The organism is Arthrobacter sp. TJ-254 (assembly GCF_058269175.1).
This window is the reverse complement of sequence record NZ_JBZCNF010000002.1, coordinates 464726-488861: the sequence shown is the minus strand read 5'-3', so window position 1 is coordinate 488861 and position 24136 is coordinate 464726. Positions and strand designations below refer to the sequence as shown.

Genomic DNA, 24136 nt, shown 5'->3' with positions numbered 1-24136 from the left:
CGTGAAACGCCTCGCACTGCCGTCTCCCCCGGATTGTCGCGACTTTCGCTGGAAAGGGCATCGCGGCGCGGCCCAGCGCGGACTTCGCCTTCCGGGGAGTTCAGTACGTTGATGCTAAGCCTCCTGATGGATTTCGTCGAGCGTTAAGTCAAACCCGGCTCGCTGCCCATGGCAAAGGCCGCCGGCGGAATCCTCCTGGGAGGTCCCGCCGGCGGCCTTGTCCGGATGTCCGGCCCGATTGGGTCAGGCGTCGGTCTCTGCCGACGTGCCCTTCCGCAGGCCGGTTCCCTTGAAGAAGCCCGGATTGACCCGGTACTGGATCGCCATGAGCACGGCGCCGAGCAGGAGCACGCCGATGCCGAGGATGAACACCATTCCGACACCGCCGACCTCCGAGCCCGAGCCGTAGGCCGGGTCCATTGAATCAAATGCGGTCTTGACGAACATCACCAGGAGGATGACCCCGCCCAGGAGCGGTGCGAGGAACTTCCCGAGGAAGTTCCGGGAGTTGGTGAAGGCCTCTGCCCGGAAGTACCAGACGCAGGCCAGGGCGGTGATGCCGTAGTAGAAGCAGATCATCATGCCCAGGGCCGTGATCGTGTCCCACAGCGCGTTCTCCGAAAGGACGCGGGTGACCACATAGAACCCTCCGGCGGCGACGGCCGCAGCGACGGTGGCGTAGCGCGGAGACAGGTAGCGGGGGCTGACCTTGCCGTACTTGGCCGGAAGGGCGTCGTAGTGGCCCATCGCGAGCAGGGTCCTGGCGGGCGAGACGAAGGTGGACTGCAGCGAGGACGCCGAGCTGCTCAGGACGGCCATCGACATCAGGATGGCGAACGGGCCCATGACCGGCCCGGCCAGCGCTGCGAAGATGCTGCCCTGGTTGTCGGGGTTGCCCGCGCCGAGCTCGCCCTCGCCGACTCCGGCGTAGGACAGCGTTGCCAGGGCGACGATCAGGTAGATGGCCATGATGACGACGATGGTGACGCCGGCTGCACGTCCCGGAGTCTTCTTGGGGTTCGTCGCTTCCTCGTTCATCGTGAGGCAGACGTCCCAGCCCCAGTAGATGAAGATCGACAGCGAGACGCCTGCCGCAAACGCGGAGAAGGACCCGACGGCGAACGGGTTGAACCATTCGGCGCTGATGGGTGTGGCATCGAAGGCCGTGCCGTTGGCCACGTGGGCGAATGCCGCGATGGCGAACCAGGCGAGGACGATCAGCTGGAAGGTGACGAGCACGTACTGGACGGTCTTGATCGTCTCCATGCCCCGGTAGGAGATCCAGCAGGCGATGGTGATGAAGATCAGGGTGGTGACGATGTTGACCGGCAGGTTCAGGGTGAGGTCGGCGAGCGCCTCGTTGCCGGTGACCTGCGCGAGCATCAGGTAGAAGAAGTCAACGGCGACGGCGGCCAGGTTCGACAGGACGATGATCGTCGCGGCGATCGAGCCCCAGCCCGCCATCCAGCCGATCCACGGACCGAAGGCCCGGGTGGCCCAGGTGAAGGAGGTGCCCGAGTCGGGCATCGCCTTGTTGAGTTCCCGGTAGCCGAGGGCCACAAGGAGCATTGGGATGAACCCGACGAGGAAGATGGCGGGCAGGTTCACCCCCACCTCCGCCACGGTTGGGCCGAGGGCGGCCGTGAGCGTGTAGGCGGGGGCGATGCTTGAGACACCGATGACGACGGCGCCCAGCAGCCCGACGGAGCCGGCGCTGAGGCCCTTCTTGCTGAGGCCTGTCCCACGGCCCGCTGTCTTTACCTCTGTACTCATTGGGTCACCTTCGTGAAGAGGGAGCCCGGGCCGGAAAGGGCGCCGGGTGATGGAGCGAGGATGGTGCTGAGAATTTCCGCGGTGCGCTGTCCCATCCGCACGGCGCCGTCCACGTGCTGGTAGCCCTCGCCCGCGATGTCGGAGCAGGACCAGTGGATGGGGCCCACGGGCGTGCGCTGGTGCGGCCCGTAGCGGTGAAGGCCGCCGAGGTCGAAGCTTGCGGCGTAGGCGCCGCGCGTCCACTCCTCGGATCCCCAGTCCGACTCGTAGTAGACCTCCGGGGTGAGCGCCTGCTCCCCCAGGTAGGTGGCGATCGACTCCAGGACCCGCCGGCGGCGTTCGACGGGCTCGAGTTCGAACAGTGCGTCGGCCTTCTCGTCAGACACGAACCCGACGAGGGTTCCGCGCGGGTCTTCGTGGTTGGTGTTGTCGTAGACCTCCTGCACCACCTGTCCGGCGCCGAAGCCGGTGCCGCAGAGACCGGCATCGCGCCAGAATGGCCGGCTGTAGACCGCGTGGACCTTGATCACCAGGCCCAGCGACTGGTGCTGGTGCATCTGGTGCTGCCTGCGCGGCAGCGGCGGCTCGTAGGACAACCGGGAGTAGAGGTTCGGCGGTACTGCAACGACGGCGTACCGGGCGTTGACGGTGACCCTGTCCGACACCGCGGTGACCGCGGTGCCGTCGGGCCCCTCGGACCAGCGCAGGGTACGCACCGGGGTGTCGAGGAAGACGTCATCGCCGAGATCGGCGGCTAGGCGCTGGGACAGCGACTGCATCCCGCCGATAACCCGGCGGTCGAGGATGAAGTCTTCGTTCACCAGGTTCGAGAACGAACCGGCGCTCGCGGCCATGTGGACCGCCTGCAGGGCCGAGAACGCGTGGGCGGGCTTGGTCAGCATCCCGCCGGCGATGAACAGCCCGATGTTGTTGCAGGCCTCCTCGTCGTCCGAGCGCCGGCGCAGCCAGGTGGCGAAGGAGACGGTGTCGAGGGCACGCGCGTCCGGATGCTCCCAGGGGGCGTCGGGGTTGGTCTGCGCGGCAAGTTCGTCGAGGATCGCGGTCAGCCGGTCCATTTCCGCGGCGGTGTGCTCGTTCACGGGGAAGGTCTCCCCCGAGTAGCGCCGGGGGATCCCGTCGGCGCCGACGTAGACGGCCTCGCCCTCGCGGTAACGGGGGAACGTCTCAAGCCCGAGTTCGCTCAGCAGGCCGATGAGCGCCGTCTGGTCCGGCGAAACCCACTGGCCGCCCACCTCGAGGACGGCGCCGTCGACGTCGTCGGTGTGGGTGCGTCCGCCGACGCGGTCCCTTGCTTCAAGCACCGCAACGGAGTGCCCGGCCTTTCGCAGCTCCCATGCCGCGGTCAGGCCCGAGGGCCCCGCTCCAATTACGACGACGTCGCGCTCTACAGTCTTCATTTTCTCCTCCCAGCGTTCGTGACCTCCGCCACAAAATGAACGCTATTCATTTACTGGGAAGACTCTAGCGGGCCGGTGACGGTTTGGGAAGAGCCATAGGATAACGTCGAAGTGAGGAACAGGAGCCCTGAATGAGTGAAGCCGCCCCGGAGGCACACCGGCGCGCCGGACGGCCGCCCAAGGGCGTCCTGTCCCGGGCACGGATCACCCGCGCGGCCCTGGCCCTGATCGCAGCCGAGGGGTACGACGGCCTGACCATGTCGGCCCTGGCCAAACGGCTGAAGGTGGCGCCGTCGGCCCTCTACAACCACGCCGGATCCAAGCAGGAGGTCCTTAGCTGGGTCCAGGACCACGTCATGACGATGGTCGACTTCAGCGCCTTCGCCACCGAACCGTGGGATGAGGCGGTGCGGCGCTGGGCATGGTCCTACCGGGAGGTGTTCGCCCGGCACGCCCCGCTGGTTCCGGTGATCGCCGTCATGCCCGTGACCGACGCCGCCGACACCCTGCGCATGTACGAGGAGGTGGCCCGCGGGTTCCTGGCCGCCGGCTGGCCCGAGGAGCGCGTTGTCCCGGCGATCGTCGCGCTCGAATCGTTCATCTACGGCTCGGCGCTGGACGTCTCGGCGCCAAGCAACATCTTTGACTCCGGCGCCCTGGGCGGGGAGTTCCCTGTCTTCACGGCCGCGGTGCGCAGCGCAGCCCAGCCCGGATCGGGCGGCCCCGGGGGCCGCACGGCGGCGGACATCGCCTTCAGCGCCGGCCTTGAGGCGCTCATCACCGGCCTCAAACTGCAGATGACCACGTAACTCCCCCGGAATTACGTGGTCATCTGCAGTTTCCCGGCTACTTGGTGGAGCGGATGACGGTCTCGAGCACGTCGAGCCCGTCGCGGAGCAGCTCGTCGCCCATCACCAGCGGCGGCAGCAGGCGGATCACGTTGCCGTAGGTGCCGCAGGTGAGGATGATGACGCCGGCCTGGAGGCACGCGGCGGCGACCGCCTTGGTGGCCTCGGGGTTCGGCGCTGTGCTTCCTTCCTTCACGAACTCGATGGCGAGCATCGCGCCGCGGCCCCGGATGTCGCCGATGATCCCGGATTCTCCGAGCTCCTCCTTCAGCGCCCTGAGCCGGGGCATTACGAGCTCCTCGATGCGGCGGGCACGTCCGGCGAGGTCCTGCTCCTTCATCGTGCCGATCGAGGCGAGGGCGGCCGCGCAGGCCACCGGGTTGCCGCCGTAGGTTCCGCCGAGGCCGCCCGGGTGGACGGCGTCGAGCAGGTCGGCACGGCCGGTGATCGCCGAAAGCGGCATGCCGCCGGCAATCCCCTTGGCCATGGTGATGATGTCGGGCACAACGCCCTCGTGGTTCACGGCGAACCACTCACCGGTGCGGCAGAACCCGGACTGGACCTCGTCGGCGATGAAGACGACGCCGTTGGCCTTGGCCCACTCGGCCAGCGCGGGGAGGAAGCCCTCGGCGGGGACGATGAAGCCGCCCTCGCCCTGGATGGGCTCGATGATGATCGCGGCGACTGAGTCTCCGCCGAGCTGCTTCTCGATCATGGTGATGGCGCGCTGGGCGGCCTCCGCGCCGGTGATCGCCGGGTTTTCCTCACGGTACGGGTAGCTCATCGGCATCCGGTACACCTCGGGGGCGAACGGACCGAAGTTTGTCTTGTACGGCATCGACTTGGCGGTCAGCGCCATCGTGAGGTTGGTGCGGCCGTGGTAGGCGTGGTCAAAGGCGACGACGGCGTTGCGGCCGGTGGCAAGGCGCGCCACCTTGACAGCGTTCTCCACGGCCTCGGCACCGGAGTTGAAGAGCACCGTGCGCTTCTCGAAGTCACCCGGGGTCAGTTCGGCCAGCTGCTCGGCGACCGCGATGTACCCCTCGTAGGGGGTGACCATGAAGCAGGTGTGGGTGAAGTGCCCGACCTGCTCCTGCACGGCGCTGACGACGGCGGGATCGGAGGCCCCGACGCTCGTGACGGCAATGCCCGAGCCAAGGTCGATGAACGAGTTCCCGTCGACGTCCTTGATGATGCCGCCGTCGGCGTCGGCCGCGTAGACCGGCACGCCGGACGCGACGCCCTTGGCGATGACCGCGCTGCGGCGGGCATCGAGGGCGGCGGACTTCGGGCCGGGGAAGGTGCCAGTGATGTTGCGCTTCTGCTCGAGCCGGAATCCGGGTCCGACCGCGGAGGTGGAGAGAGTTGTCATGAAATTCGTGTCCCTTCTAGACATCCAGCGCGCTCATGACGTGCTTGATCCGTGTGTAGTCTTCGACGCCGTACAGCGAGAGGTCCTTGCCGTAGCCGGAGCTCTTGAACCCGCCGTGCGGCATCTCCGCGGTGAGCATGATGTGTGTGTTGATCCACACGGCGCCGAAGTCCAGGTCGCGGGAGACGCGCATGGCCGTGCCGTGGTCGGTTGTCCACACGCTTGAGGCGAGGGCGAAATCGACGTCGTTGGCCATCTCCACGGCTTCAGCCTCGGTGAGGAACTTCTGGACGGTGAGGATCGGGCCGAACGTCTCCTTCTGGACGATGTCGTCGCTCTGCTCGGCTCCGGTGACGATCGTGGGTTCGAAGAAGTAGCCCTTGTCGCCCGCACGCTTGCCACCGGTGGCGACCTGGCAGTGAGCCGGCAGGGAGTCGATGACCGAGTTGACCGCGTTGAAGTGGTTGATGTTGTTCAGCGGCCCGAAGTAGTTCTCCGAGTCGTCCTGGCTGCCGGTCTTGAGCGTCTTGGTGTGCTCGACCATTGCCGCGACAAGCTCGTCGTGGGCGGGTTCCTGGACGAGGACGCGCGTGACCGCGGTGCAGTCCTGGCCCGCGTTGAAGAAGGCGAACTCGGCGAGCGCCTCGGCGGTCTTCTTGAGGTCGGCGTCGGCGAAGACGACGGCGGGGGCCTTGCCGCCAAGCTCCAGGTGGGCCCGCTTCAGGCCCTTGGCCGCGCTCGAGGCGACGGCGATGCCCGCACGCACCGAACCGGTGATCGAGACGAGGCCGGGAGTCTTGTGCTCGGTCATCATGGAGCCGGTCTCGGCGTTGCCGAGCACCACGTTCAGCACGCCCGGGGGCAGGATGTCCTGCGTGAGCCGCGCCAGGAGCAGCGTCGATTCGGGGGTGGTGTCGCTGGGCTTGAGGACGACCGTGTTGCCTGCGGCAAGGGCGGGACCGATCTTCCACACCGCCATGAGCAGGGGGTAGTTCCAGGGCGCGACCTGCGCGACGACGCCGATGGGCTCGCGGCGGATGTAGGAGGTGTGGCCCTCCATGTACTCCCCGGCCGACTTGCCCTCAAGGATGCGGGAGGCTCCGGCGAAGAAGCGCAGCTGGTCGGCGCCCGCGGCAACCTCCTCGGCGGCGATCATCTCGCGCACCTGACCGGTGTTGCGGTGCTGGGCCTCCACGAGGTCGTCGCTTGCTGCCTCCACGGCGTCGGCGAGGCGCAGCAGCATAAGCTGGCGCTGGCCCGGGGTCACGTGCTTCCAGGACTTGAAGGCGGTGGCGGCGGCGTCCATTGCCGCGTCGACGTCAGCCTGGAGCGACACCGGCGCCTTCGCGACGAGTTCGCCGTTGGTGGGGTTGACGATGTCGAGGATCTCCGTGCCGGAGATCGAAACGAACTCGCCGTTGATGTAGTTCTGCAGGGTCTGGACCACGGTGTGCATCCCTTTCATTGAGCGGACGGCCGTCGGCAGGCACAACTATCACCGGCGGCAGCGCGAGAGTCACTGCCGACCCTACGCGCCGCCGGCGGAAAACTCCAAGGTGCTGGTGCACAGGGGAAATGCGAAACACTCATGCAGCCGCACAATAATTTCGGCCCGCCTCTCCTACTCTTGGTACATGGCTATCTCCCTGTCAACATTGCTCGCCGCGCCCCGGCTCGGCCTGACGCCCGTCGGCAGCGCACCCGCCTCCGACGCCGGCATCCAGTGGGTCGCCGTGACCGAGCTTGAGGATCCGCTTCCGTTCCTCGGCGGCGGCGAGGTGGTGCTGACAACCGGCGTCCGGTTCCAGAACGCCTCCGCCGAGCGCGCGTTCGTGCGGCGGGTCGCCGAGGCGGGAGCCCTGGCGGTCGGGTTCGGCGTCGGGTTCTCCCACGACCACGCCCCGGAAGGCCTTGTCGACGAGGCCAACCGGGTGGGCCTTCCAGTGTTCGAGGTGCCGTACCAGACACCCTTCATCGCCATCGGCAAGATTGTTGCCGACTCCCTCTCCGCGGACCACTATGCCCGCCTCGAGGGACTGCTTCTCGGTTACCAGAGGCTCGCGGCGGCGCTCCTGGGCGGAGGCGGCCTGGCGCGGCTGCTCGAGGAGCTCGCGGCGATCCTGGGCAGCGACGTCTCCCTGTCCCAGTACGGAACCCGCATCGCCGGCACCTCCTCCGCCGACGACGGGGACGCGCGCGGCTGGCACCGCGTTCCGGTGGCCACGGGCCTGAAGGACCGGTGCACCCTTGCCATCGCCGAGCCGTACACGCCTGCCGAGATCGTCGACTACGCGCAGAGCCTCATCAGCGTCGAACTGAGCAACCAGGCCCGGCGGCGCTTCGGCGAGCGTTCGGCGGCGGGGCAGCTGCTGCAGGACGTCGTGCGCGGCACCCTCACCGGACCCGACGCCGGCGCCCGGCTTCAGAGCACGGGCCTCGACACGTCGTGCCGGCACGTCGCGGTGATCATCGAGGTCGCCTCGGGGCAGCGCCGGGCCCTGCGCACGCTGCCGCTGCCCGCCGACTGCGCGGGGACGGTCAGCGCCATCATCGACGAGCGCCTTGTCGTCATCGCCACCGAGGCCGCCGGTGCCGAACTCGGCGAAACCGTTGGCGCCTACCTCCACGCGGCGGGGTTCACCGCCCGCGTGGGAATCGGCGGAGCCTACGCGGGCGTGAACGGCCTGCGGTGGAGCTACTTCGAGGCGCGGGAATCGCTCACCCGCGGCAATCCGATCAACCATCCCAACCGGCTGAGCCTGACCTCCCTGCTCATGACCAGCGAGGACGTCCCCCTTGCCGACCTCGCATCCGAGGTCCTGGCGCCGGTCAGCGCCTTCGACGCCAAGCACGGGGCCGGGCTGATGACCACCCTTGAGAAATACCTTGCCCTCAACGGGTCTGTCGCTGCCGTTGCGGACGCCCTGCAGCTGCACCGCAACACGGTGCGCTACCGCCTCCAGCAAATCGTCGACCTCACAGGGTACGACCCGGCGGTCACCGCCGACCGGGTGCACCTCTACCTGGCCCTGCACGTTCGGGCGCTGCGGTAGCACCGTAAAGCGGCCGTTCCGTATGTTTCTGGAGTTATCCGAGTGAAACTTGAGATTGGTAGCGTTTAATGGATCCTATGACTTACCCCTCCGGTACGCGCCGCGCCCTCGTTGTTGAAGACGACGCCGACATCCGGAGCCTGCTCGCACAGATCCTCGCATCCCAGGGCTTCGAGGTCACCGAGGCCGGGACGGCGAAGGAGGGACTCGCGGCGGCGCGGGAGGGTGCCGACCTGATCACCCTGGACCTGAACCTCCCTGACGGCGACGGCATCGACATCTGCCGCCAGATCCGCACCTTTTCCGACGCGTACATCCTCATGATCACCGCGCGGACCGACGAGATCCAGCGGCTCACCGGCCTCGAGACCGGCGCCGACGACTACATCAGCAAGCCCTTCAGCCCCCGCGAGCTCGTGGCCCGCATCAATTCCATCTTCCGCAGGCAGAACCGGCAGAGCGCCGTCGACGAGGCGAACGCCGACGAACGCCGGCGGGCCGCGGAGGTCCAGCAGAGCCTGCTCCCCCGGGACGCGCTGCAGTTCGAGGACTACGCCCTCGCCGGACAGTTCCGCCCCTCGCGCAGCGTCGGCGGCGACTTCTACGACTGGTACCGCACCCCCGAGGGCCTCCACCTCACTGTCGCCGATGCCATGGGCAAGGGCATGGGCGCGGCCCTCATCGCCGCCACGGTGCGCGCCGTCATGCGTTCCGTCGCCGGCCAGACCAACATTGACACGGCGTTCAACAGCGCCGCCCGGTCAACGGAGCCGGACCTCGACAAGGCCGGATCCTTCGTCACCCTCTTCCATGGCCGGCTCAATGCCGCGACGGGCGTCGTCGAATACGTCGACGCCGGGCACGGCCTCGCCCTCCACATCACCGCCGACGGCCGCTGCGACCGGCTCGCCTCGGGCGGCCCGCCGGTCGGCGCGTGGCCCGGGCAGGTCTGGCGGTCGGGACAGGTGCAGCTTGCCCCCGGCGACGTCCTCGCCGTCATCAGTGACGGACTGCTCGACCTCTATGAGACGATCGAGGACTTCATCGCCGCTGTGCGGGTGGTCATCGCCCAGGCGCCGACCGCGGCCGACGCCTGCAGCGCCCTGCTCCAGCTCGCCGACGTGCCCGAGGTGGCCGACGACGTCACCGCAGTGATCCTGCACCGCAGCCGGAGCCGCCCGCAGGAAACCCCGAGCCCGTGAACCGCTTCCTGCTGCGCCTGCTGGTTGTCCTGACCGTCCTCACCGGCGTCAACTACATTGCGTGGCGTTGGTTCGCCTCGCTCAACTGGGACGCCTGGTGGATTGCCGTCCCGCTCGTCATCGCCGAAACGTACAGCCTCATCGACCTGACCCTCTTTGGCATGACGGTCTGGCGGGTCCGGCACCGGTCCGCGCCGCCGGCGCGCCCCGATGCAACGGTTGACGTCTTCATCACCACCTACGACGAGCCCGCGGAGATGGTCCTGCGCACCGCCCTCGCCGCGCAGGCGATCGAACACCCGCACAGCACCTGGATCCTTGACGACGGGTCACGCCCCGAGATCCGCCGCCTCGCCGAGGAGCACGGGATCGGCTACCTCACCCGCGGCGCCGACTGGGAGGACCGCCCGCGCCACGCCAAGGCGGGCAACCTCAACAACGCGCTGATGGAGACGCAGGGAGAGTTCGTCCTCATCCTTGACGCCGACCAGGTGCCGGCCCCCACCATCCTCGGGCGCACGCTGGGGTACTTCGACAACCGGCGCGTGGCCCTCGTCCAGACGCCGCAGTACTTCGACAACGTTGCCGACAATGATCCGCTGGGCAGCCAGGCGCCGCTCTTCTACGGGCCGATCCAGCAGGGCAAGGACGGCTGGGATGCCGCGTTCTTCTGCGGATCCAACGCCGTCCTGCGGCGTGAGGCGCTCATGCAGCTGGGCCTGACCGGGTACGTCACCGAAGTGGACCGGAGCGTGCGCAAGGCGCTCAAGGCCTCCCGCCGCGCCCTGCGGTCCGCCCGCCGCTCCCCCGAAGCCGCCGACCCACTTGTCGCCGGGCTGCTGGACCGGGTGGAGGCGGCAACCGGCCGCGCCCGTGCCGAACTTGCCGAAGGAGCCTCGCTCAGCGAGGTGACCTACAGGGTGCGCCGGTCCGTTGACGAGGCAGTGCAGACCCTGGTCAGCTCGGACCTGTCAGCCCTTGAGTCCGACCTCGCCGAGCTCACGGCGATGGGGCACGGAGCCGACGCCTCGGTTGAGCTCGCGGTCGACCTGGACCGCGCCGTCGAACGCATGTCCCACCGCGACCTCTCCCCGCTCGCGGCCCTGGGATCGGTGCAGGCCGTCCTCGATGCGGTCACCATCGAACGCTCTTCCGAGGCCCAGCCGATCATGCCGATGTCAACCATCTCCGTGACGGAGGACATGGCGACCTCGCTGGGGCTCCACGCGATGGGCTGGCAGAGCGTCTACCACCATGAGGTGCTGGCGCGCGGGCTTGCCCCCGAAGACCTCGGGACGATGCTGACGCAGCGCCTCCGGTGGGCCCAGGGAACCATCCAGGTCCTGCTGCGGGAGAACCCCCTGACGCTGAAGGGCCTGAAGCTCGGCCAGCGCCTGATGTACTTCACCACCATGTGGACGTACCTCTCCGGGTTCGCCGCCGTCGTCTACTTCGCCGCCCCGATCCTCTACCTCACGCTCGGCATCCTTCCGGTGACGAGCCTCAGCGACGACTTCTTTTCCCGCTTCATCCCGTTCATGATCGCCAACCAGATCCTCTTCGCCGTTGCGGGACGGGGGCTGAGCACCTGGCGCGGCCAGCAGTACAGCCTGGCGCTGTTCCCTGTCTGGATCCGGGCGTGCACCACCGCCGCCCGCAACGTGTGGTTCGGGCACCCGCTGGCGTTCGCCGTCACCCCCAAGTCCCGCCAGAGCGGCGGTCCGCGCTGGAGCCTGATCCGCCCCCAGCTGACCGTCATCGTGCTGCTTGTTGCCGCGCTGCTTGTAGGGGTCACACGGCTGGCACTTGGACTCAACGAACCGATCGGGACGCTCGTCAATGTGGGCTGGGTCGCCTTCGACCTCGTCGTGCTGAGCGTCGTGCTCAAGGCAGTAAAGTACAAGGGGTTTGTCCCGGAAAAGAGGAGTGCAGATGCAGTTCAGCACTGAGCAGAAAGCAACGTACACGGTCGTCTCAGGCACCGGGAGGCTGAACATGGTCGCTGCACCGCAACTGCGCGACGTCATCGGGGATGTCGTCTCCGCCGGCAACAAGCGCATCGTGGTGGACCTCGATGCAACGGAGTTCATCGATTCCTCCGGGCTCGGCGCCCTCATCGGCTGCCTCAAACTGGCACGGCAGGCCGGAGGGGACCTGCGGATCGCCCGCGTTCGGCCGCAGGTGAAGATGGTCCTCGAACTGACAAGCATGCACCGGGTCCTGACTCCTCATGCCACAACCGAAGATGCCTTCGCCAATGACTGAGGTGTTGGCCCAGCGCAAGCTGCTGGCGCCCGCCGAACCCGAGGCGGTCGACAAGCTCCACGACGAGCTGGCCCTGCTGTGGGACGACGCGGCGTTCGTGCCCGAGCTTGACCAGATGGCGTTTGCCACCGCCGTCGTCGAGGCCGCCACCAACGTGGTCCAGCACGGCATCGCCGCCAAGGGCCGGCGCCTGATGCTCGGCGTCGACCTCAGCATCATGCCCTCCCTCCTGCACGCGAAGATCTCCGAGATCGGCGCCGAGGCGCTCCCGGACCTCACCGTGCCGGAGATGCCGGGCGAGGACCTCGAGTCCGGCCGCGGGCTGGCGCTCATCGAGGCCCTTGTGACAACGGTGACCGTCGAGCGCCGCGGTGACACGAACACCTGGATCCTCTCACGGGAATCGGCACCCTTCGCCTAAGCTCCGCCCGTCCGCGGGCTTCCGTCGAAAGAGCAAATGACCACCGCCTCGAACATCGCCCTGATCCTTGATCTGGCCGGAGTGTTCTTCTTCGCAGTCTCCGGATCGCTCCTTGCCGCCCGGAGGAAGTTCGACGTCGTCGGTTCGCTGCTGCTGGCTTCCCTGGCGGGGCTCGGCGGGGGCGTGGTGCGCGACGTCATCATCGGTACGCCGCCGGCTGCGTTCTCCAATCCCGTCTACCTGATTCCCCCGCTGCTGGCCATGGTCCTCGTGTACTTCACGGTCTCCGGGGTGGAGCGGGTCAAGCGCGTCCTTGTGATCTTCGACGCCGCGGGGCTTGCACTGTTCTGCGTCACGGGAACGCTCAAGGCGCTCGACTTCGGGCTGAATCCCGTCGCGGCGGTCCTGCTCGGCGTCACCACCGGCGTTGGCGGCGGGCTGCTGCGCGACGTCGTCGCCAACGAGACTCCGCAGCTGTTCGACCCGCGCGACGTCTACGCCCTGCCGGCGATGCTTGGCGCCGTCGTCGTGACCCTGCTCGTGGCGGCCGGATGGTTCAACCTGCTCACCGGCACAGCGGCCGCCGCCCTCGTGTTCCTGCTGCGCATCCTTGCATGGACCAACGGCTGGTCGGTGCCGCTCGCGGCCCGGACGTGGACCCGGTCCCCGCGGAACGGGCGGTAAAGCCTGCGGTCCGTGCGGGATAGGATGGAAGCTTCCCCCCAACACCACCTGGAGTTCCTGTGACCGAACTGTTCCTGGACAAATTCCGTGCCCTGGTTCCCGCCTACTTTGACGACCAGTGGAAAGCGGAGGACGGCTTCTCGCCGGCCGAACTGGAGGAGCTTCTCGACGGCAAGGACTTCGAGCTGCCCCTGGCGCTGCGCGAGTTCTACCTCGCCGTCGGAGCGACCGAAGACATCATGGAGGCGTTCCACTTCTTCTGGGACCCCGACGAGCTTGAGGTCGAGGACGGCTACCTGCTCTTCCTCGAGGACGAGGAGGAGCAGTACACGTGGGGCATGCGCGTGGACCAGCTCTCCGTTCCCGACCCGATCATCTGGCGCCGCAACAACGCCCGCGGCGAATGGCAGAGCGAGGAGGGGACGTTCAGCGAGTACGTCCTTGACCTGTTCGAGTGGGTGTTCGAAGACACCGAGGAGGACTAGGCACGTGTCCGAGTTTGTTCACCACGCGCCGCAGGACTACCGCTGCCCGTTCTGCGACCTGGCCAAGGGCGACTTCAGCAACCCGAAGAACCTGTGCCGCCCGGGCGACGTCATCTACTCGGATGAGCTGGCGATTGCGTTCATCGCCTCCCACGGCTTCGCCCCCAACCCCGGGCATGTGCTGATCACCCCGCGTGAGCACTTCGAGCTGCTCTACGAACTCCCCGACGACGTCGCCGCCCGGATCATGGTCCTCACCCGCGACCTTGCCGTGGCGATCAAGCGGGCGTGGGAGCCCGACGGCGTCTCCACCCGGCAGCACAACGAGCCCGCCGGCAGCCAGCACGTGTGGCACTACCACCAGCACGTCCTTCCCCGCTGGCACGACGACGGCTTCTACTTCGCGCCGACCCGCCCGATCGTCGACCCGGCGATCCGCGCCCGCAAGGCCGACGAACTGCGGGCGTTCCTCTAGCCCTGCGCTGCGCCGATTCCTGCGGGTTTGGGTCCGCCGGACGCGTGTCGCCGGCCGCCACGCGGGTCGGGCGGCGGCTATCCCGCCAAAGGTGCCGGATCCGGTGCACCTACCGCACGGCCCGGCCCCGGAGCACCGCGAAAATGTCGGCCAGGACGAGTTCCTGGTGGAACATGATGTCCTCATAGCAGAACCTCAGCACCGCGTAGCCGTTGATGATTGTCCGGTTGTTGCGGTGGCGGTCCCGCCGCAGGGCCCGCCGGTCGGAATGGAACGCCGCCCCGTCGATCTCGACGACGAGGAAGCCTTCGACCAGGAAATCCACCCGGCCCACTTCCGGAACCGCTGCCTGCGGTTCGATGTCCAGGCCGGCGCCCAGGAACAGCAGGCGGGCAACGACCTCGATGGCGGAGTCGGCCGAGGTCCCGGCGAGGTCGAGGGCGGCACGTGCCCGCCCGTTGCGGTTGCCCGGGAGCCGGTCCGTGAGGAAGGACTTCACCGTGTCGCCCCGGCGCAGCGCGCATTCAACCATTGCCACCGACTCAACCGCCGGCCGGCACTGCAGGGCATGGACCAGGACGTCGGCAAGTCCCACGACGGGCAGGATCGAGTGGACCGGAACAGTCCTGCCGCGGTGGTTGACACACCCGACCGCACCCGAGGAGCAGCTCAGATGAAGGGAGCCGGGGCGCCGGAGCTGCCACAGGCCATAGTACCGGGCCGCCGACACGCAGGTCAGCCGGCCACCGGCCAGCACCGCTGCCGTGAGGTCGGGGTCCGCACCCGGCAGGGCCAGCACACCGGATCGCAGCCTCACCACCGTGCCCCCGCGCACTGCCCGGGCAAGTTCCCGGGCGCTGACGCCGCGGTCGCGCACCTGCCCGGTGCGGGCGACCGACCCGAGGGACTTCACCACCTGTTCCACGCTCATCCGGGCAGTTCAGCCGACGTGCGGGGTTTCCGGGCCGACGTCGGGCCCTATGTGGGCAACCGGGCCGCTCCCGCCTGTACTTCCCGCGCACCGTTTTCCCCGGGTTTCAGCCGTGGAAGGGCGTGGCGCGGGCCGACACGCCGCCCCGGGCCGGAGCACCGGCGGCAAAGGCGCAGGAACTGAAACCGGGCGGCGCCAAGGAGGCGAATGCGGGCCGGTCAGACGTCCCGGGTGACGACGGCGTGGGCGAAACTGGCGAGCGCCTGCTTCACCACGCTGTCGGGCAGCGGGTCGAGGGCGGCGACGGCGTCGTCGGCCCAGCGCTGCGCGACGGCCCACGCTTCCTGGGTCTGTGGGTGCGTGCGCACCGCCTCGACGGCTTCGGCCAGCGCCTCGTCCGAGGTCAGGTCGCCGTCAACCAGGGCGAGGACCTCGACGGCGGAGGCGTCCCCGGCCGAGGCGGCACGCCGGAGCAGCAGGATCGGGAGGGTCGGGACGCCCTCGCGGAGATCGGTGCCCGGTGACTTGCCGGACTTCACCTTCAGCCCGGTCACATCGATCACGTCGTCGGCAAGCTGGAAGGCCACGCCGACCTTCTCGCCGTACTGAACCATGATGTCGATGACCTCGCGGGAGGTGCCGGCGAACAGTGCGCCGAGCTGTCCCGACGCCGCAACGAGGGAGCCGGTCTTGTCGGCGATGACGGAGAGGTAGTGCTCGAGCGGGTCCTGGTTCTCCCGCGGGCCCACCGTCTCGTGCAGCTGCCCGAGGCACAGCCGCTCGAACGTGCGCGCCTGGATGCCGAGGGCTTCCCCACCCAGTTCGGAGACGAGGATCGAGGCGCGGGCGAAGATGAGGTCGCCCGTGAGGATGGCCACCGAGTTGCCCCACACCTCGTGGGCGGTCGGGGCGCCGCGGCGGTAGGGCGCGGAGTCCATCACGTCGTCGTGGTAGAGGGTGGCCAGGTGGGTCAGCTCGACGACGACGGCGGCCTGGACCACCTCGGGCCGGCTCGGGTCCCCGAGGTGGGAGGCGAGGAGGGTCAGCAGGGGCCGGATCCGCTTGCCCCCGGCCTCGACCAGGTGCCGGCTTGCGGCGTCGGCAAGGGAATCGGCGTTGGTGATCGCCGCGCGCAGCTGCGTTTCGACCTCGCTCAGGCAGGACGAGACGGCGGGGCCGAGCGTCGGGTCCTCGGCGATCAGCGCGAACCCGGCGGGCAGGTGCAGTGAGGCGAAACCGTCCTCCGGTTGCCCGGCGGCGGAGAGCACGCTGTCCCCGCGGACGCTGTTGTCAACGCTGGCCAGGCCTGAGTCGAAGGAGGAAGTCACTGTATAAGCCTAACCAAGTGGGGCGGTGGGACGCGCGTGTGTGTCTAGCCTCGGGGGAGGCTGGTTGGACGTGGGTGGAGCAAGCGATTCAAGGAGGTGGATGACGCGGGCTTCGAAGCCGCGGCCTCCCGCATCGGTGAGGTTGGCGAGCATCCGCACCACGAAGCGCATCAGCACCGGCACCGGCATCCCGGTGCGCAGGGCCAGGCGGAGGATTTCCGGCTTGCCGATGAGCTTCGCGAAAACCCGGCCGAGGGTGAAGTGGCTCCCCCACTGCCCGCGGATGTACGGGGCGTATCCGGAGAGGATCTGCTCCCGGCCAAGGGCCGAGGTGACCGACTGGGAGCGTTCGATGAACTCGGCGGCGTAACGCGCCGACTCCATGGCGTAGGAGATGCCCTCGCCGTTGAAGGGTGAAACCATCCCCCCGGCATCACCAAGCAGCAGGAGCCCGGGGCTGTAGTGCGGGGTGCGGTTGAAGCCCATGGGAAGGGCCGCGCCGCGGATCTCGCCGACCTGATGCTCGGGGGTGAAGCCCCATTCGGCAGGCATGCCGGCGGTCCAGTCGCGAAGCACCTGCTTGTAGTCGAGCTTGCCGAACTCCGCGGAGGAGTTGAGGATGCCCAGCCCCACGTTGGAGGTGCCGTCGCCCACGCCGAAGACCCAGCCGTAGCCGGGAAGGGGCCGGCCGCTCGCGTCGGGGAGCTCAAGCCAGCCCTCCATCCAGTCGTCCTCGTGCCGGGGGCTGGTGAAGTAGGTGCGCACGGCAACGCCCAGCGGGCGGTCGTCGCGCTTGGGGATGCCCAGGCTGACCGCGGTCCGCGTGGAGTTGCCGTCGGCGGCGAGGACGACGTCGGCGCTGAAGGTGCGGCTCTCGCCGGTCTTGCGTCCGCCCTCGTCGAGGATGTTCGCCACGACGCCGGTCACCCGTCCGGTCTCGTCCCGGATGGCCGAGGTAACGGCGTGGCCTTCGAGGATCCGGGCGCCGGCCTGCCGGGCGTGGACTGCGAGGGCTTCATCGAAACCGAGGCGGGTGCGCACCAGTCCGTAGCCGGGGAAGTCGCTGAGCTCCGGCCAGGGCACCTCGACGGTGCGTCCGCCGGCCTTCAGCCGCAGCCCCTTGTTGCGCCGCCAGCCGTCGTCGGCCTCGTGCGGGAGGCCCAGCAGCTGAATCTCGCGGACGGCGCGCGGGGTGAGCCCGTCGCCGCAGACCTTCTCGCGGGGAAAGTGGGTTTTCTCAAGGACGGTGACCTCGATGCCGGCACGCGCGAGGTAGTAGGCGGCGGTGGACCCTGCGGGCCCGGCCCCGATGATGAGGACCGACACTTAGTGCACTGCCCGGGTGCTGCGGCGGCGCAGGCGGGCCCGCGCCGGCTCAGGCGCTGCCGGTGTCCCGCCGGGCATCCCGCCCGGCTTGGTGGCCCGGTGGACGGCAACGATGCCGCCGTTGAGGTTCCGGTAGGCCACGTCGTCCCAGCCGCTTTCGGAGATCCACGCCGCGAGGGCGTCCTGGTTGGGCCAGGCGCGGATCGATTCGGCGAGGTAGACGTAGGCATCGGGGTTCGAGGCGACCTTGCTGGCGATGGCCGGCAGGGCGCGCATCAGGTATTCGGTGTAGAGGTTCCGCCACAGCGGCACGACGGGCTGGGAGAACTCGGCGATGACGAGCCTGCCGCCGGGCTTGGTCACGCGCAGCATCTCCTGCAGGGCCTTGCGCGGCTCGTTGACGTTGCGCAGGCCGAAGGAGATGGTGCTTGCATCAAAGGAGTTGTCGGCGAACGGAAGGTTCGTCGCATCCCCCGCGACGAAGTCGATGTCGGGCCGCCGCCGCTTGCCAACCGTCAGCATGCCAAGTGAGAAATCACACGCCACGACGTCGATGCCGCTGTCGGCGTACGGCTCGCTCGAGGTGCCGGTTCCGGCTGCCAGGTCAAGGACGCGCTGACCGGGTTCGGCGCCCACCGCCTGCACCACGATCTTCCGCCAGCGGTGCGTCTGCCCCAGTGACAGGACATCGTTGACGACGTCGTATTTGGGCGCGACGTCATCGAACATGGCAGCTACTTCTTCGGGGCGCTTCTCCAGTGATGCTCGGTTCACCTGCCTATTGTCTCAAACAAATATGTGGGACCGGACCGCACCTTCGCCGGGAGTCCGCCGGTGCGGGGGTGGGGAATGTGCGCTGGACCAGCGGAGTACGCTTGATGTCATCATGAGCACTCCGTCCCCCGCCGCGTTCGCGCCCGCACCCGGGCAGTCAAGCGGCCTCAGAAGCATCACCATCCCGCGGAGCGGCATCGAACCCGAGACCGGCCTTCTCGACTATGTGGTGCGCGACAACATCCACACCTGGATCCGCCGGGGCGGCGGTCTGGTCGCGTTCGGCGAGGTGGCGCGGTTCACCTCGTCCGGGCCGGAACGGTTCGCCGAAGCGCAGCGGTGGTGGCTCGACGAACTCGCCGCAGCCGAGGTGCAGAACGACGTCACGGGCCCCGGAACCGGCCTGGTTGCCTTCGGCTCCTTCGCATTCTCGAAAACCTCGAAGCACGCCTCGCGCCTGATCGTCCCTGAGGTGGTGGTCGGATGCCGGGACGGCCAGAGCTGGCTCACCTACGTTACGGACGACCCCCACGCCGAGCTCAGCGCCGCCGCCGCCGAGGCGGCACTGGCGGCCTACCTCGAGGACGTCGCCCCGGCCCGCACCCCGCACCCGGATGACCGCCTTGTGCCCGGCGTCGTGAGTGAGGACCAGTATCTTGACTCCGTGGGCCGTGGGGTCAAGCACATCCGCGCCGGAGAACTGAGCAAGCTGGTCCTGGCCCGCGACGTCGTGGCGGAGCTCGGCTCTCCCGTCGCAACGGCGCAGGTGCTGCGGGAACTGGCCGTGCGGTACGAGGACTGCTGGACCTACTCGGTGGACGGCCTCATCGGTTCCACCCCGGAGATGCTCATCAAGGTGGAGAACGCGACGGCGCAGGCACGGGTCCTCGCCGGCACCCTCGACCGTGCCAGCGCGCCTCCCGGGGACCGGGAGTATCCCCAGCGGGTGCTCGCCGGCTCCGCGAAGCAGCTCCACGAGCATTCGATCGCCATCGACTCCCTCACCGAGCAGCTCGAGCCGTTCACCAGTTCGATGACCTCGCACAGCGAACCGTTCGTGCTCGAACTCCCCAATGTGTGGCACCTGGCCTCCGATGTCAGGGCCCAGCTGTCATCCGACGGCGACGGGCGGGTTCCGACATCGCTGGCCCTGGCGGAGGCACTCCACCCGACGGCCGCGGTGTGCGGCACCCCCACCACGGTGGCCGGGGCCCTGATCCGCGAGCTCGAGCACCTCGAACGCGGGCCGTACGCCGGCCCGGTCGGCTGGATCGACGCGGCCGGCAACGGCGAATGGGGCATCGCGCTGCGCGGCGCCGTGGTGGAGAGCAGCACGAGGGTGCGCCTGTACGCGGGGTGCGGCATCGTCGACGGCTCCCAACCGGAGGCGGAGCTCGCCGAAACCTGGAGCAAGTTCCGCCCAATGATCGAGGCCCTCGGCCTGTCCCGCTGACGGGCCGACCGGCCCGGTCCGGCCACAAGTCCCGCCTAAAATGCTTGGTTACCAATATGCATCTCCTGTAGCCTGTGATGCACATCTCTAATCCAGTTAGAATCAACGAAGACCTTTTCCGTATTCCGTCCACAGCAGAGGTACTCCATGTTCACCACTAAAACTGCAATGCTGGCCGCCCTCGCGGCCGGATCGCTGGCCCTGAGCGCCTGCGGAGGAGGCGGTTCCGAGGAACCTGCCGCTTCGGGCGAAGCCGGCGGGCTGAACCTCGTTTCCGAAGGCAGCCTCACTGTCTGCTCGGACATCCCCTACCCCCCGTTCGAGTTCGAGGAAAACGGCGAGTACAAGGGGTTCGACATGGACCTCATGCGTGAAATCGCCACCGGCCTCGATCTGGAGCTGGCCGTACAGGACGTCGGCTTCGACGGCCTTCAGAGCGGGGCCGTCATCGCTGCCGGCCAGTGCGACGTCGCCGCCAGCGCCGTGACCATCACGCCGGACCGCGAGAAGAACCTCACGTTCTCCGATCCCTACTACGACTCCCTGCAGTCCCTGCTGGTTCCCGCCGATTCCGACATCAAGTCGATCGACGACCTCGCCGGGAAGTCCGTGGGCGTCCAGCAGGGCACCACCGGCGCCACCTACACCCGCGAGAACGTCCCCGCGGACACCAAGGTCGTCGACTTCCCATCCGACGCCGAGATGTACGCCGCCATCCAGGCAGGCAACGTCGACGCCCTGCTCCAGGACCTGCCGGTGAACCTCGGGCACACCGAGGACGGCAAGTTCACCATCGCCGAGGAGTACAAGACCGACGAGCAGTACGGCTTCGCCTTCGCCAAGGAGGGCAGCGAAGATCTTGTCGCCGCAGTGAACGAACAACTCGGCACACTGCGCGAGAACGGCAAGTACCAGGAAATTTACGACACCTACTTCGCGGAGTAGAAAACACTGCCGGTGCCCCGGTGGCCGAACGCCACCGGGGCACCGACGCGCAACCTCCTGAAGGAAGGTATTCCCCAGCGTGAAACCCTCTACGCGCCGGCGCCTGTTCCAAGGCGTCCTCTACGCGGTCTTCGTGATCGTCGTCATCGTCGTCGTCTCCCTCGCCGACTGGGACACGATCGGCACCTACTTCTTCAATCCCGAGGTCGCCGCCGCGGCCTTCCCCGACATCCTTGTCATCGCGGCGAAGAACACCATCCTCTATACGATCATCGCGTTTGTGGGCGGGCTGCTCCTCGGGCTGCTGCTGGCCCTCATGAAGCTGTCCTCGGTGCTGCCCTACCGCTGGCTGGCCACGGCCTACATCGAACTCTTCCGCGGCCTGCCCGCCCTGCTCGTCATCTTCGGATTCGCCTTCGCCGTCCCCATCGCCTTCGGCTGGCGCCCGCCGGGCGGCAGCGCGGGAGCGGGCCTGCTGGCACTGATCGTCGTTTCGGCCGCTTACATCGCCGAGACGATCCGGGCGGGCATCGAGGCGGTCCCCAAGGGGCAGGTGGAGGCGGCCCGCTCGCTGGGAATGAATCCGTCCTGGACAATGGTCTCCGTGGTGCTGCCTCAGGCGTTCCGGATCATCACCCCGCCGCTGACGAACGAACTGGTGATCCTCATCAAGGACACCTCCCTGCTGTTCATCGCCGGCATGGCGCTGAACGAGAGGGAGCTCACGGTTTTCGCCAGGGACGCCGTGACGAGCCAGGCCAACGCCACCCCGCTGGTGGTCGCCGCCCTGATGTACCTCGCGATCACCTTGCCGTTGACGCAGCTTGTCGCGAAGCTTGAACGACACAACAAGAGAGGCCGGTGATAGCAGTGACTAAAGCTTCAGCGGCTGCTTCGGCACTGAGCACCACCGCACCGGCGATCGAAGTCCGGGCGCTGTGCAAGAGCTTTGGCAGTAACGAGGTCCTCAAGGGAATCGACTTCCACGTCGACCAGGGCGAGGTGGTGTGCGTCATCGGCCCCTCGGGGTCGGGCAAGTCAACGCTGCTGCGCTGCGTGAACCGCCTTGAGGAGCCCACGACCGGAACCGTGATGGTCGAAGGCGTGGACATCACCGATCCGGAGACCGATCTGGACAAGATGCGCACCCGCATCGGCATGGTGTTCCAGCAGTTCAACCTCTTCCCCCACCTGAGCGTGCTGGCCAACCTGACACTCGCCCAGAAGCGGGCCAAGGGCCGCGGCAAGGCGGAGGCGATCGAGGTGGCCCGGCGCAATCTGGCCAAGGTCGGCCTTGCGGAGAAGGAAGACGCCTTCCCCGCGCAGCTCTCCGGCGGCCAGCAGCAGCGCGTCGCAATCGCACGGGCGCTGTCGATGGATCCGGACATGATGCTCTTTGACGAGCCGACCAGCGCGCTGGACCCGGAGCTCGTCGGCGACGTCCTTGAGGTGATGAAGCAGCTCGCCCGTGAGGGAATGACGATGATGGTCGTCACCCACGAGATGGGTTTCGCCCGCGAGGTCGGCGACCGCGTTGTTTTCATGGACGGCGGCGTGGTTGTTGAACAGGGCAAGCCCGAGGACGTGCTGGGCAACCCGCAGCACAACCGGACCCGGGAGTTCCTCTCGAAGGTCCTCTAGCCCGCGGCGCGTCCGCCGCCGGTCACGGCGTCGGCAACGGCCTGGCGAATTCGGGCATGAAGCGGCCGGAGGGCCTGCCGGTACGCCCGCACTTCAACGATGGAGCGGCCCCGAATGGGCCGCTCCATCGCTGTATCAAGGTCCGGAAGCGTCTCGACCCGTTCATGGCGCACCCCGTACGCCGCCGCCAGGGCGGCGATGTCCACTGCCTGCGGCGTTCCGAACAGGCGCTCGACGGCTGCCCCGTACCGCGCCGTCGTCGATTCCGCGCCGTGTTCGAGCAGCCCGAAGATTCCGCCGCCCTGGTCGTTCAGCACAACGATCTGCAGGTCGGGTTCCGGTTCACCGGCGCCCGGCAGCAGGCCGCCGGCATCGTGAAGGAAGGTCAGGTCTCCCAGCAACAGCCGCGTCGGCACGCCGCTGGCCAAGGCGATGCCGGTCGCCGTCGAGATGGTGCCGTCGATGCCCGCCAGGCCGCGGTTGGCGAAGACCTCAAGCGGATGCCAGCCGGTGGGGGCCGTGAGGTCGACGTCGCGGATCGGGTTCGATGAGCCGAGGACCAGGTTCCCGTCGGTGTGCTCCCACACCGATTCGGCGAGACCGAGGCCGTTCAGGGAATCCTCGGCGGCAAGCAGGTTCGAGATTGCGGCGTCCGCTGCCTCCGCGGCACTGCGCCATGAGGCAAGCCAGCCCTCGGCGCCCCGGCCCGCGAAGCGAAGGAGCTCGGGAAGGTTGTCGATGATGCGTTCGCGCCGCCGGCCGGGCTCGAACCAGGCCACCGGGCCCGGCAGGTAGAGCACCTGCTCGACGTCGGTCCTTGCAAGCAGTGCCGCGACGGGACGCGAAAGGGTCGGCCGGCCGAAGACGACGACCTTTTCGATGCCACCGCCCAGATGCTCAAGCAGCAGCCGGTAGGGTGCCAGCGCGCTGACCCCGAATCGGGCATTGGAGGAGGGCTCGGCGAGCAGCGGCAGCCCCAGATGGGCCGCGAATACGGCGGCCAGGGCGCCGGCGCCGTGGCCGGCAACCACCACGGTCTTCGCGTCGGCGGGAACGGGCGCGGCCCAGCCCGAGGCCTCGGCGGCCTCCGGGGGCAGGGCTCCGGGCCCGGGGGCGCCAAGGTCGCGCCAGTGCGGCCCTGCCGCCTCGGGATCGTGAGCGGGGAGCCCACCGGGCAGGGCAGGATCCGCGGCGGTGCCGTCCCCGGGCACGAGCGGGTCGCGGAACGCGAGGTTGAGCTGGACCGGCCCCGCCGCGGTGCGCCGGCCGCCGCGGGCCTCCCGGAGTGCCCGGGCCACCGCCGGTGCCGGGTCGTGGCCGGCCGGCACGTCAAGGGCGCAGCGCACCTGGGCGCCGTAGATGCCGGGCTGGTGTGTTGTCTGGTTCGCGCCGGTTCCCCGGAGTTCCTCGGGCCGGTCGGCGGAGAGGACCACCAGGGGCACGGCGGCGTGGTTTGCCTCCATGACCGCGGGCAGCAGTTCGCCCACGGCCGTGCCCGACGTCGTGAGCACCGCTGCCGGGCGCTGGGCGCCGAGGGCGAGGCCCAGCGCCGTGAAACCGGCGCTGCGCTCATCGATGCGCACGTGCAGCCGGACCGACCCGGCCGCTTCGGCCTCGGCGAGCGCGTAGGCCATTGGCGCGCTGCGGGAGCCGGGGGCAACGACCACGTCATACACGCCGGCCTCGGCCAGGGCTGCCACTGCGCGGCGGGCGGAATCGATGGCTTCGAGGGAATCGCTCAC

The 24136-nt window shown here is 68.5% G+C and carries 22 protein-coding genes; 13 read left to right on the top strand and 9 right to left on the bottom strand.

Annotation, left to right across the window (positions count from 1 at the left end; translation table 11 throughout):
* Positions 1-243: 243 nt before the first annotated feature.
* Both AC4D14_RS07360 and AC4D14_RS07355 read right to left on the bottom strand, forming a co-directional pair.
* The gene (locus tag AC4D14_RS07360; RefSeq protein WP_490901119.1) at positions 244-1773 is read right to left on the bottom strand and encodes an APC family permease; all 1530 of its coding nucleotides are present in this window, start codon (positions 1771-1773) and stop codon (positions 244-246) included.
* Positions 1770-3191 carry a flavin monoamine oxidase family protein gene (locus AC4D14_RS07355; protein ID WP_490901117.1) on the bottom strand — a complete coding sequence of 474 codons (1422 nt, stop codon included), beginning with the start codon at positions 3189-3191 and terminating at the stop codon, positions 1770-1772. The genes AC4D14_RS07360 and AC4D14_RS07355 overlap by 4 nt, the downstream gene beginning before the upstream one ends.
* A 131-nt stretch (positions 3192-3322) precedes the next feature.
* On the opposite strand from AC4D14_RS07355, the gene AC4D14_RS07350 reads away from it, so the two are divergent.
* Complete coding sequence (locus tag AC4D14_RS07350; RefSeq protein ID WP_490901115.1) at positions 3323-4000, top strand: TetR/AcrR family transcriptional regulator; 678 nt, start codon at positions 3323-3325, stop codon at positions 3998-4000.
* Positions 4001-4037: 37 nt separating this feature from the next.
* Here the strand turns inward: AC4D14_RS07350 and gabT are convergent, their stop codons facing one another.
* Both gabT and AC4D14_RS07340 read right to left on the bottom strand, forming a co-directional pair.
* The gene (gene gabT, locus AC4D14_RS07345) at positions 4038-5411 is read right to left on the bottom strand and encodes a 4-aminobutyrate--2-oxoglutarate transaminase (protein WP_490901114.1); all 1374 of its coding nucleotides are present in this window, start codon (positions 5409-5411) and stop codon (positions 4038-4040) included.
* Between the two features lie 16 nt (positions 5412-5427).
* On the bottom strand, positions 5428-6867 hold the full coding sequence (locus tag AC4D14_RS07340; protein ID WP_490901112.1) for a gamma-aminobutyraldehyde dehydrogenase: 1440 nt from the start codon (positions 6865-6867) through the stop codon (positions 5428-5430).
* Positions 6868-7045: 178 nt separating this feature from the next.
* Here AC4D14_RS07340 and AC4D14_RS07335 point away from each other — a divergent pair, with 178 nt between their 5' ends.
* From AC4D14_RS07335 to AC4D14_RS07300, 8 genes are all read left to right on the top strand, one after another.
* Positions 7046-8464: a PucR family transcriptional regulator gene (locus AC4D14_RS07335; RefSeq protein ID WP_490901110.1), complete on the top strand. Its 1419-nt coding sequence runs from the start codon at positions 7046-7048 to the stop codon at positions 8462-8464.
* 77 nt (positions 8465-8541) lie between these two features.
* Positions 8542-9666, top strand: coding sequence for a PP2C family protein-serine/threonine phosphatase (locus AC4D14_RS07330; protein ID WP_490901108.1), 1125 nt, complete (start codon positions 8542-8544; stop codon positions 9664-9666).
* Positions 9663-11615 (top strand): glycosyltransferase, encoded by a 1953-nt coding sequence (locus tag AC4D14_RS07325; protein ID WP_490901107.1) that lies wholly within the window; start codon positions 9663-9665, stop codon positions 11613-11615. The genes AC4D14_RS07330 and AC4D14_RS07325 overlap by 4 nt, the downstream gene beginning before the upstream one ends.
* Positions 11599-11931 (top strand): STAS domain-containing protein, encoded by a 333-nt coding sequence (locus AC4D14_RS07320; protein ID WP_490901105.1) that lies wholly within the window; start codon positions 11599-11601, stop codon positions 11929-11931. Before AC4D14_RS07325 ends, AC4D14_RS07320 begins: the two co-directional genes overlap by 17 nt.
* Positions 11924-12352, top strand: a complete 429-nt coding sequence (locus AC4D14_RS07315) for an ATP-binding protein (protein WP_490901103.1) — start codon at positions 11924-11926, stop codon at positions 12350-12352. Before AC4D14_RS07320 ends, AC4D14_RS07315 begins: the two co-directional genes overlap by 8 nt.
* Positions 12353-12388: 36 nt before the next feature.
* Complete coding sequence (locus AC4D14_RS07310; protein WP_490901102.1) at positions 12389-13036, top strand: trimeric intracellular cation channel family protein; 648 nt, start codon at positions 12389-12391, stop codon at positions 13034-13036.
* A gap of 59 nt (positions 13037-13095) precedes the next feature.
* Positions 13096-13521: a hypothetical protein gene (locus AC4D14_RS07305; protein ID WP_490901100.1), complete on the top strand. Its 426-nt coding sequence runs from the start codon at positions 13096-13098 to the stop codon at positions 13519-13521.
* 4 nt (positions 13522-13525) lie between these two features.
* Positions 13526-13996, top strand: coding sequence for an HIT family protein (locus AC4D14_RS07300; RefSeq protein ID WP_490901098.1), 471 nt, complete (start codon positions 13526-13528; stop codon positions 13994-13996).
* A 109-nt stretch (positions 13997-14105) separates the two neighbouring features.
* Here AC4D14_RS07300 and AC4D14_RS07295 read toward each other — a convergent pair whose 3' ends face one another.
* The 4 genes from AC4D14_RS07295 to AC4D14_RS07280 form a co-directional block, all read right to left on the bottom strand.
* Entirely contained in the window at positions 14106-14927 is an 822-nt protein-coding gene (locus tag AC4D14_RS07295) for a DUF559 domain-containing protein (protein ID WP_490901097.1), read from the bottom strand.
* A gap of 218 nt (positions 14928-15145) precedes the next feature.
* Positions 15146-16195 (bottom strand): polyprenyl synthetase family protein, encoded by a 1050-nt coding sequence (locus AC4D14_RS07290; protein ID WP_490901518.1) that lies wholly within the window; start codon positions 16193-16195, stop codon positions 15146-15148.
* 69 nt (positions 16196-16264) lie between these two features.
* Positions 16265-17581 carry a geranylgeranyl reductase family protein gene (locus tag AC4D14_RS07285; protein WP_490901095.1) on the bottom strand — a complete coding sequence of 439 codons (1317 nt, stop codon included), beginning with the start codon at positions 17579-17581 and terminating at the stop codon, positions 16265-16267.
* The gene (locus AC4D14_RS07280; RefSeq protein ID WP_490901094.1) at positions 17582-18355 is read right to left on the bottom strand and encodes a demethylmenaquinone methyltransferase; all 774 of its coding nucleotides are present in this window, start codon (positions 18353-18355) and stop codon (positions 17582-17584) included.
* 112 nt (positions 18356-18467) lie between these two features.
* Between AC4D14_RS07280 and AC4D14_RS07275 the strand changes: the two genes are divergently transcribed.
* From AC4D14_RS07275 to AC4D14_RS07260, 4 genes are all read left to right on the top strand, one after another.
* Positions 18468-19808, top strand: coding sequence for an isochorismate synthase (locus AC4D14_RS07275; RefSeq protein WP_490901092.1), 1341 nt, complete (start codon positions 18468-18470; stop codon positions 19806-19808).
* A 147-nt stretch (positions 19809-19955) separates the two neighbouring features.
* Complete coding sequence (locus AC4D14_RS07270; protein ID WP_490901091.1) at positions 19956-20753, top strand: transporter substrate-binding domain-containing protein; 798 nt, start codon at positions 19956-19958, stop codon at positions 20751-20753.
* Positions 20754-20832: 79 nt separating this feature from the next.
* Complete coding sequence (locus tag AC4D14_RS07265) at positions 20833-21618, top strand: amino acid ABC transporter permease (protein ID WP_490901090.1); 786 nt, start codon at positions 20833-20835, stop codon at positions 21616-21618.
* 5 nt (positions 21619-21623) lie between these two features.
* A complete protein-coding gene (locus tag AC4D14_RS07260) occupies positions 21624-22394 on the top strand; it encodes an amino acid ABC transporter ATP-binding protein (RefSeq protein ID WP_490901088.1) in 771 nt (256 codons plus the stop codon).
* Here AC4D14_RS07260 and menD read toward each other — a convergent pair.
* Positions 22391-24136, bottom strand: coding sequence for a 2-succinyl-5-enolpyruvyl-6-hydroxy-3-cyclohexene-1-carboxylic-acid synthase (gene menD / locus AC4D14_RS07255; RefSeq protein ID WP_490901087.1), 1746 nt, complete (start codon positions 24134-24136; stop codon positions 22391-22393). The two genes, AC4D14_RS07260 and menD, sit on opposite strands and share 4 nt — an antisense overlap.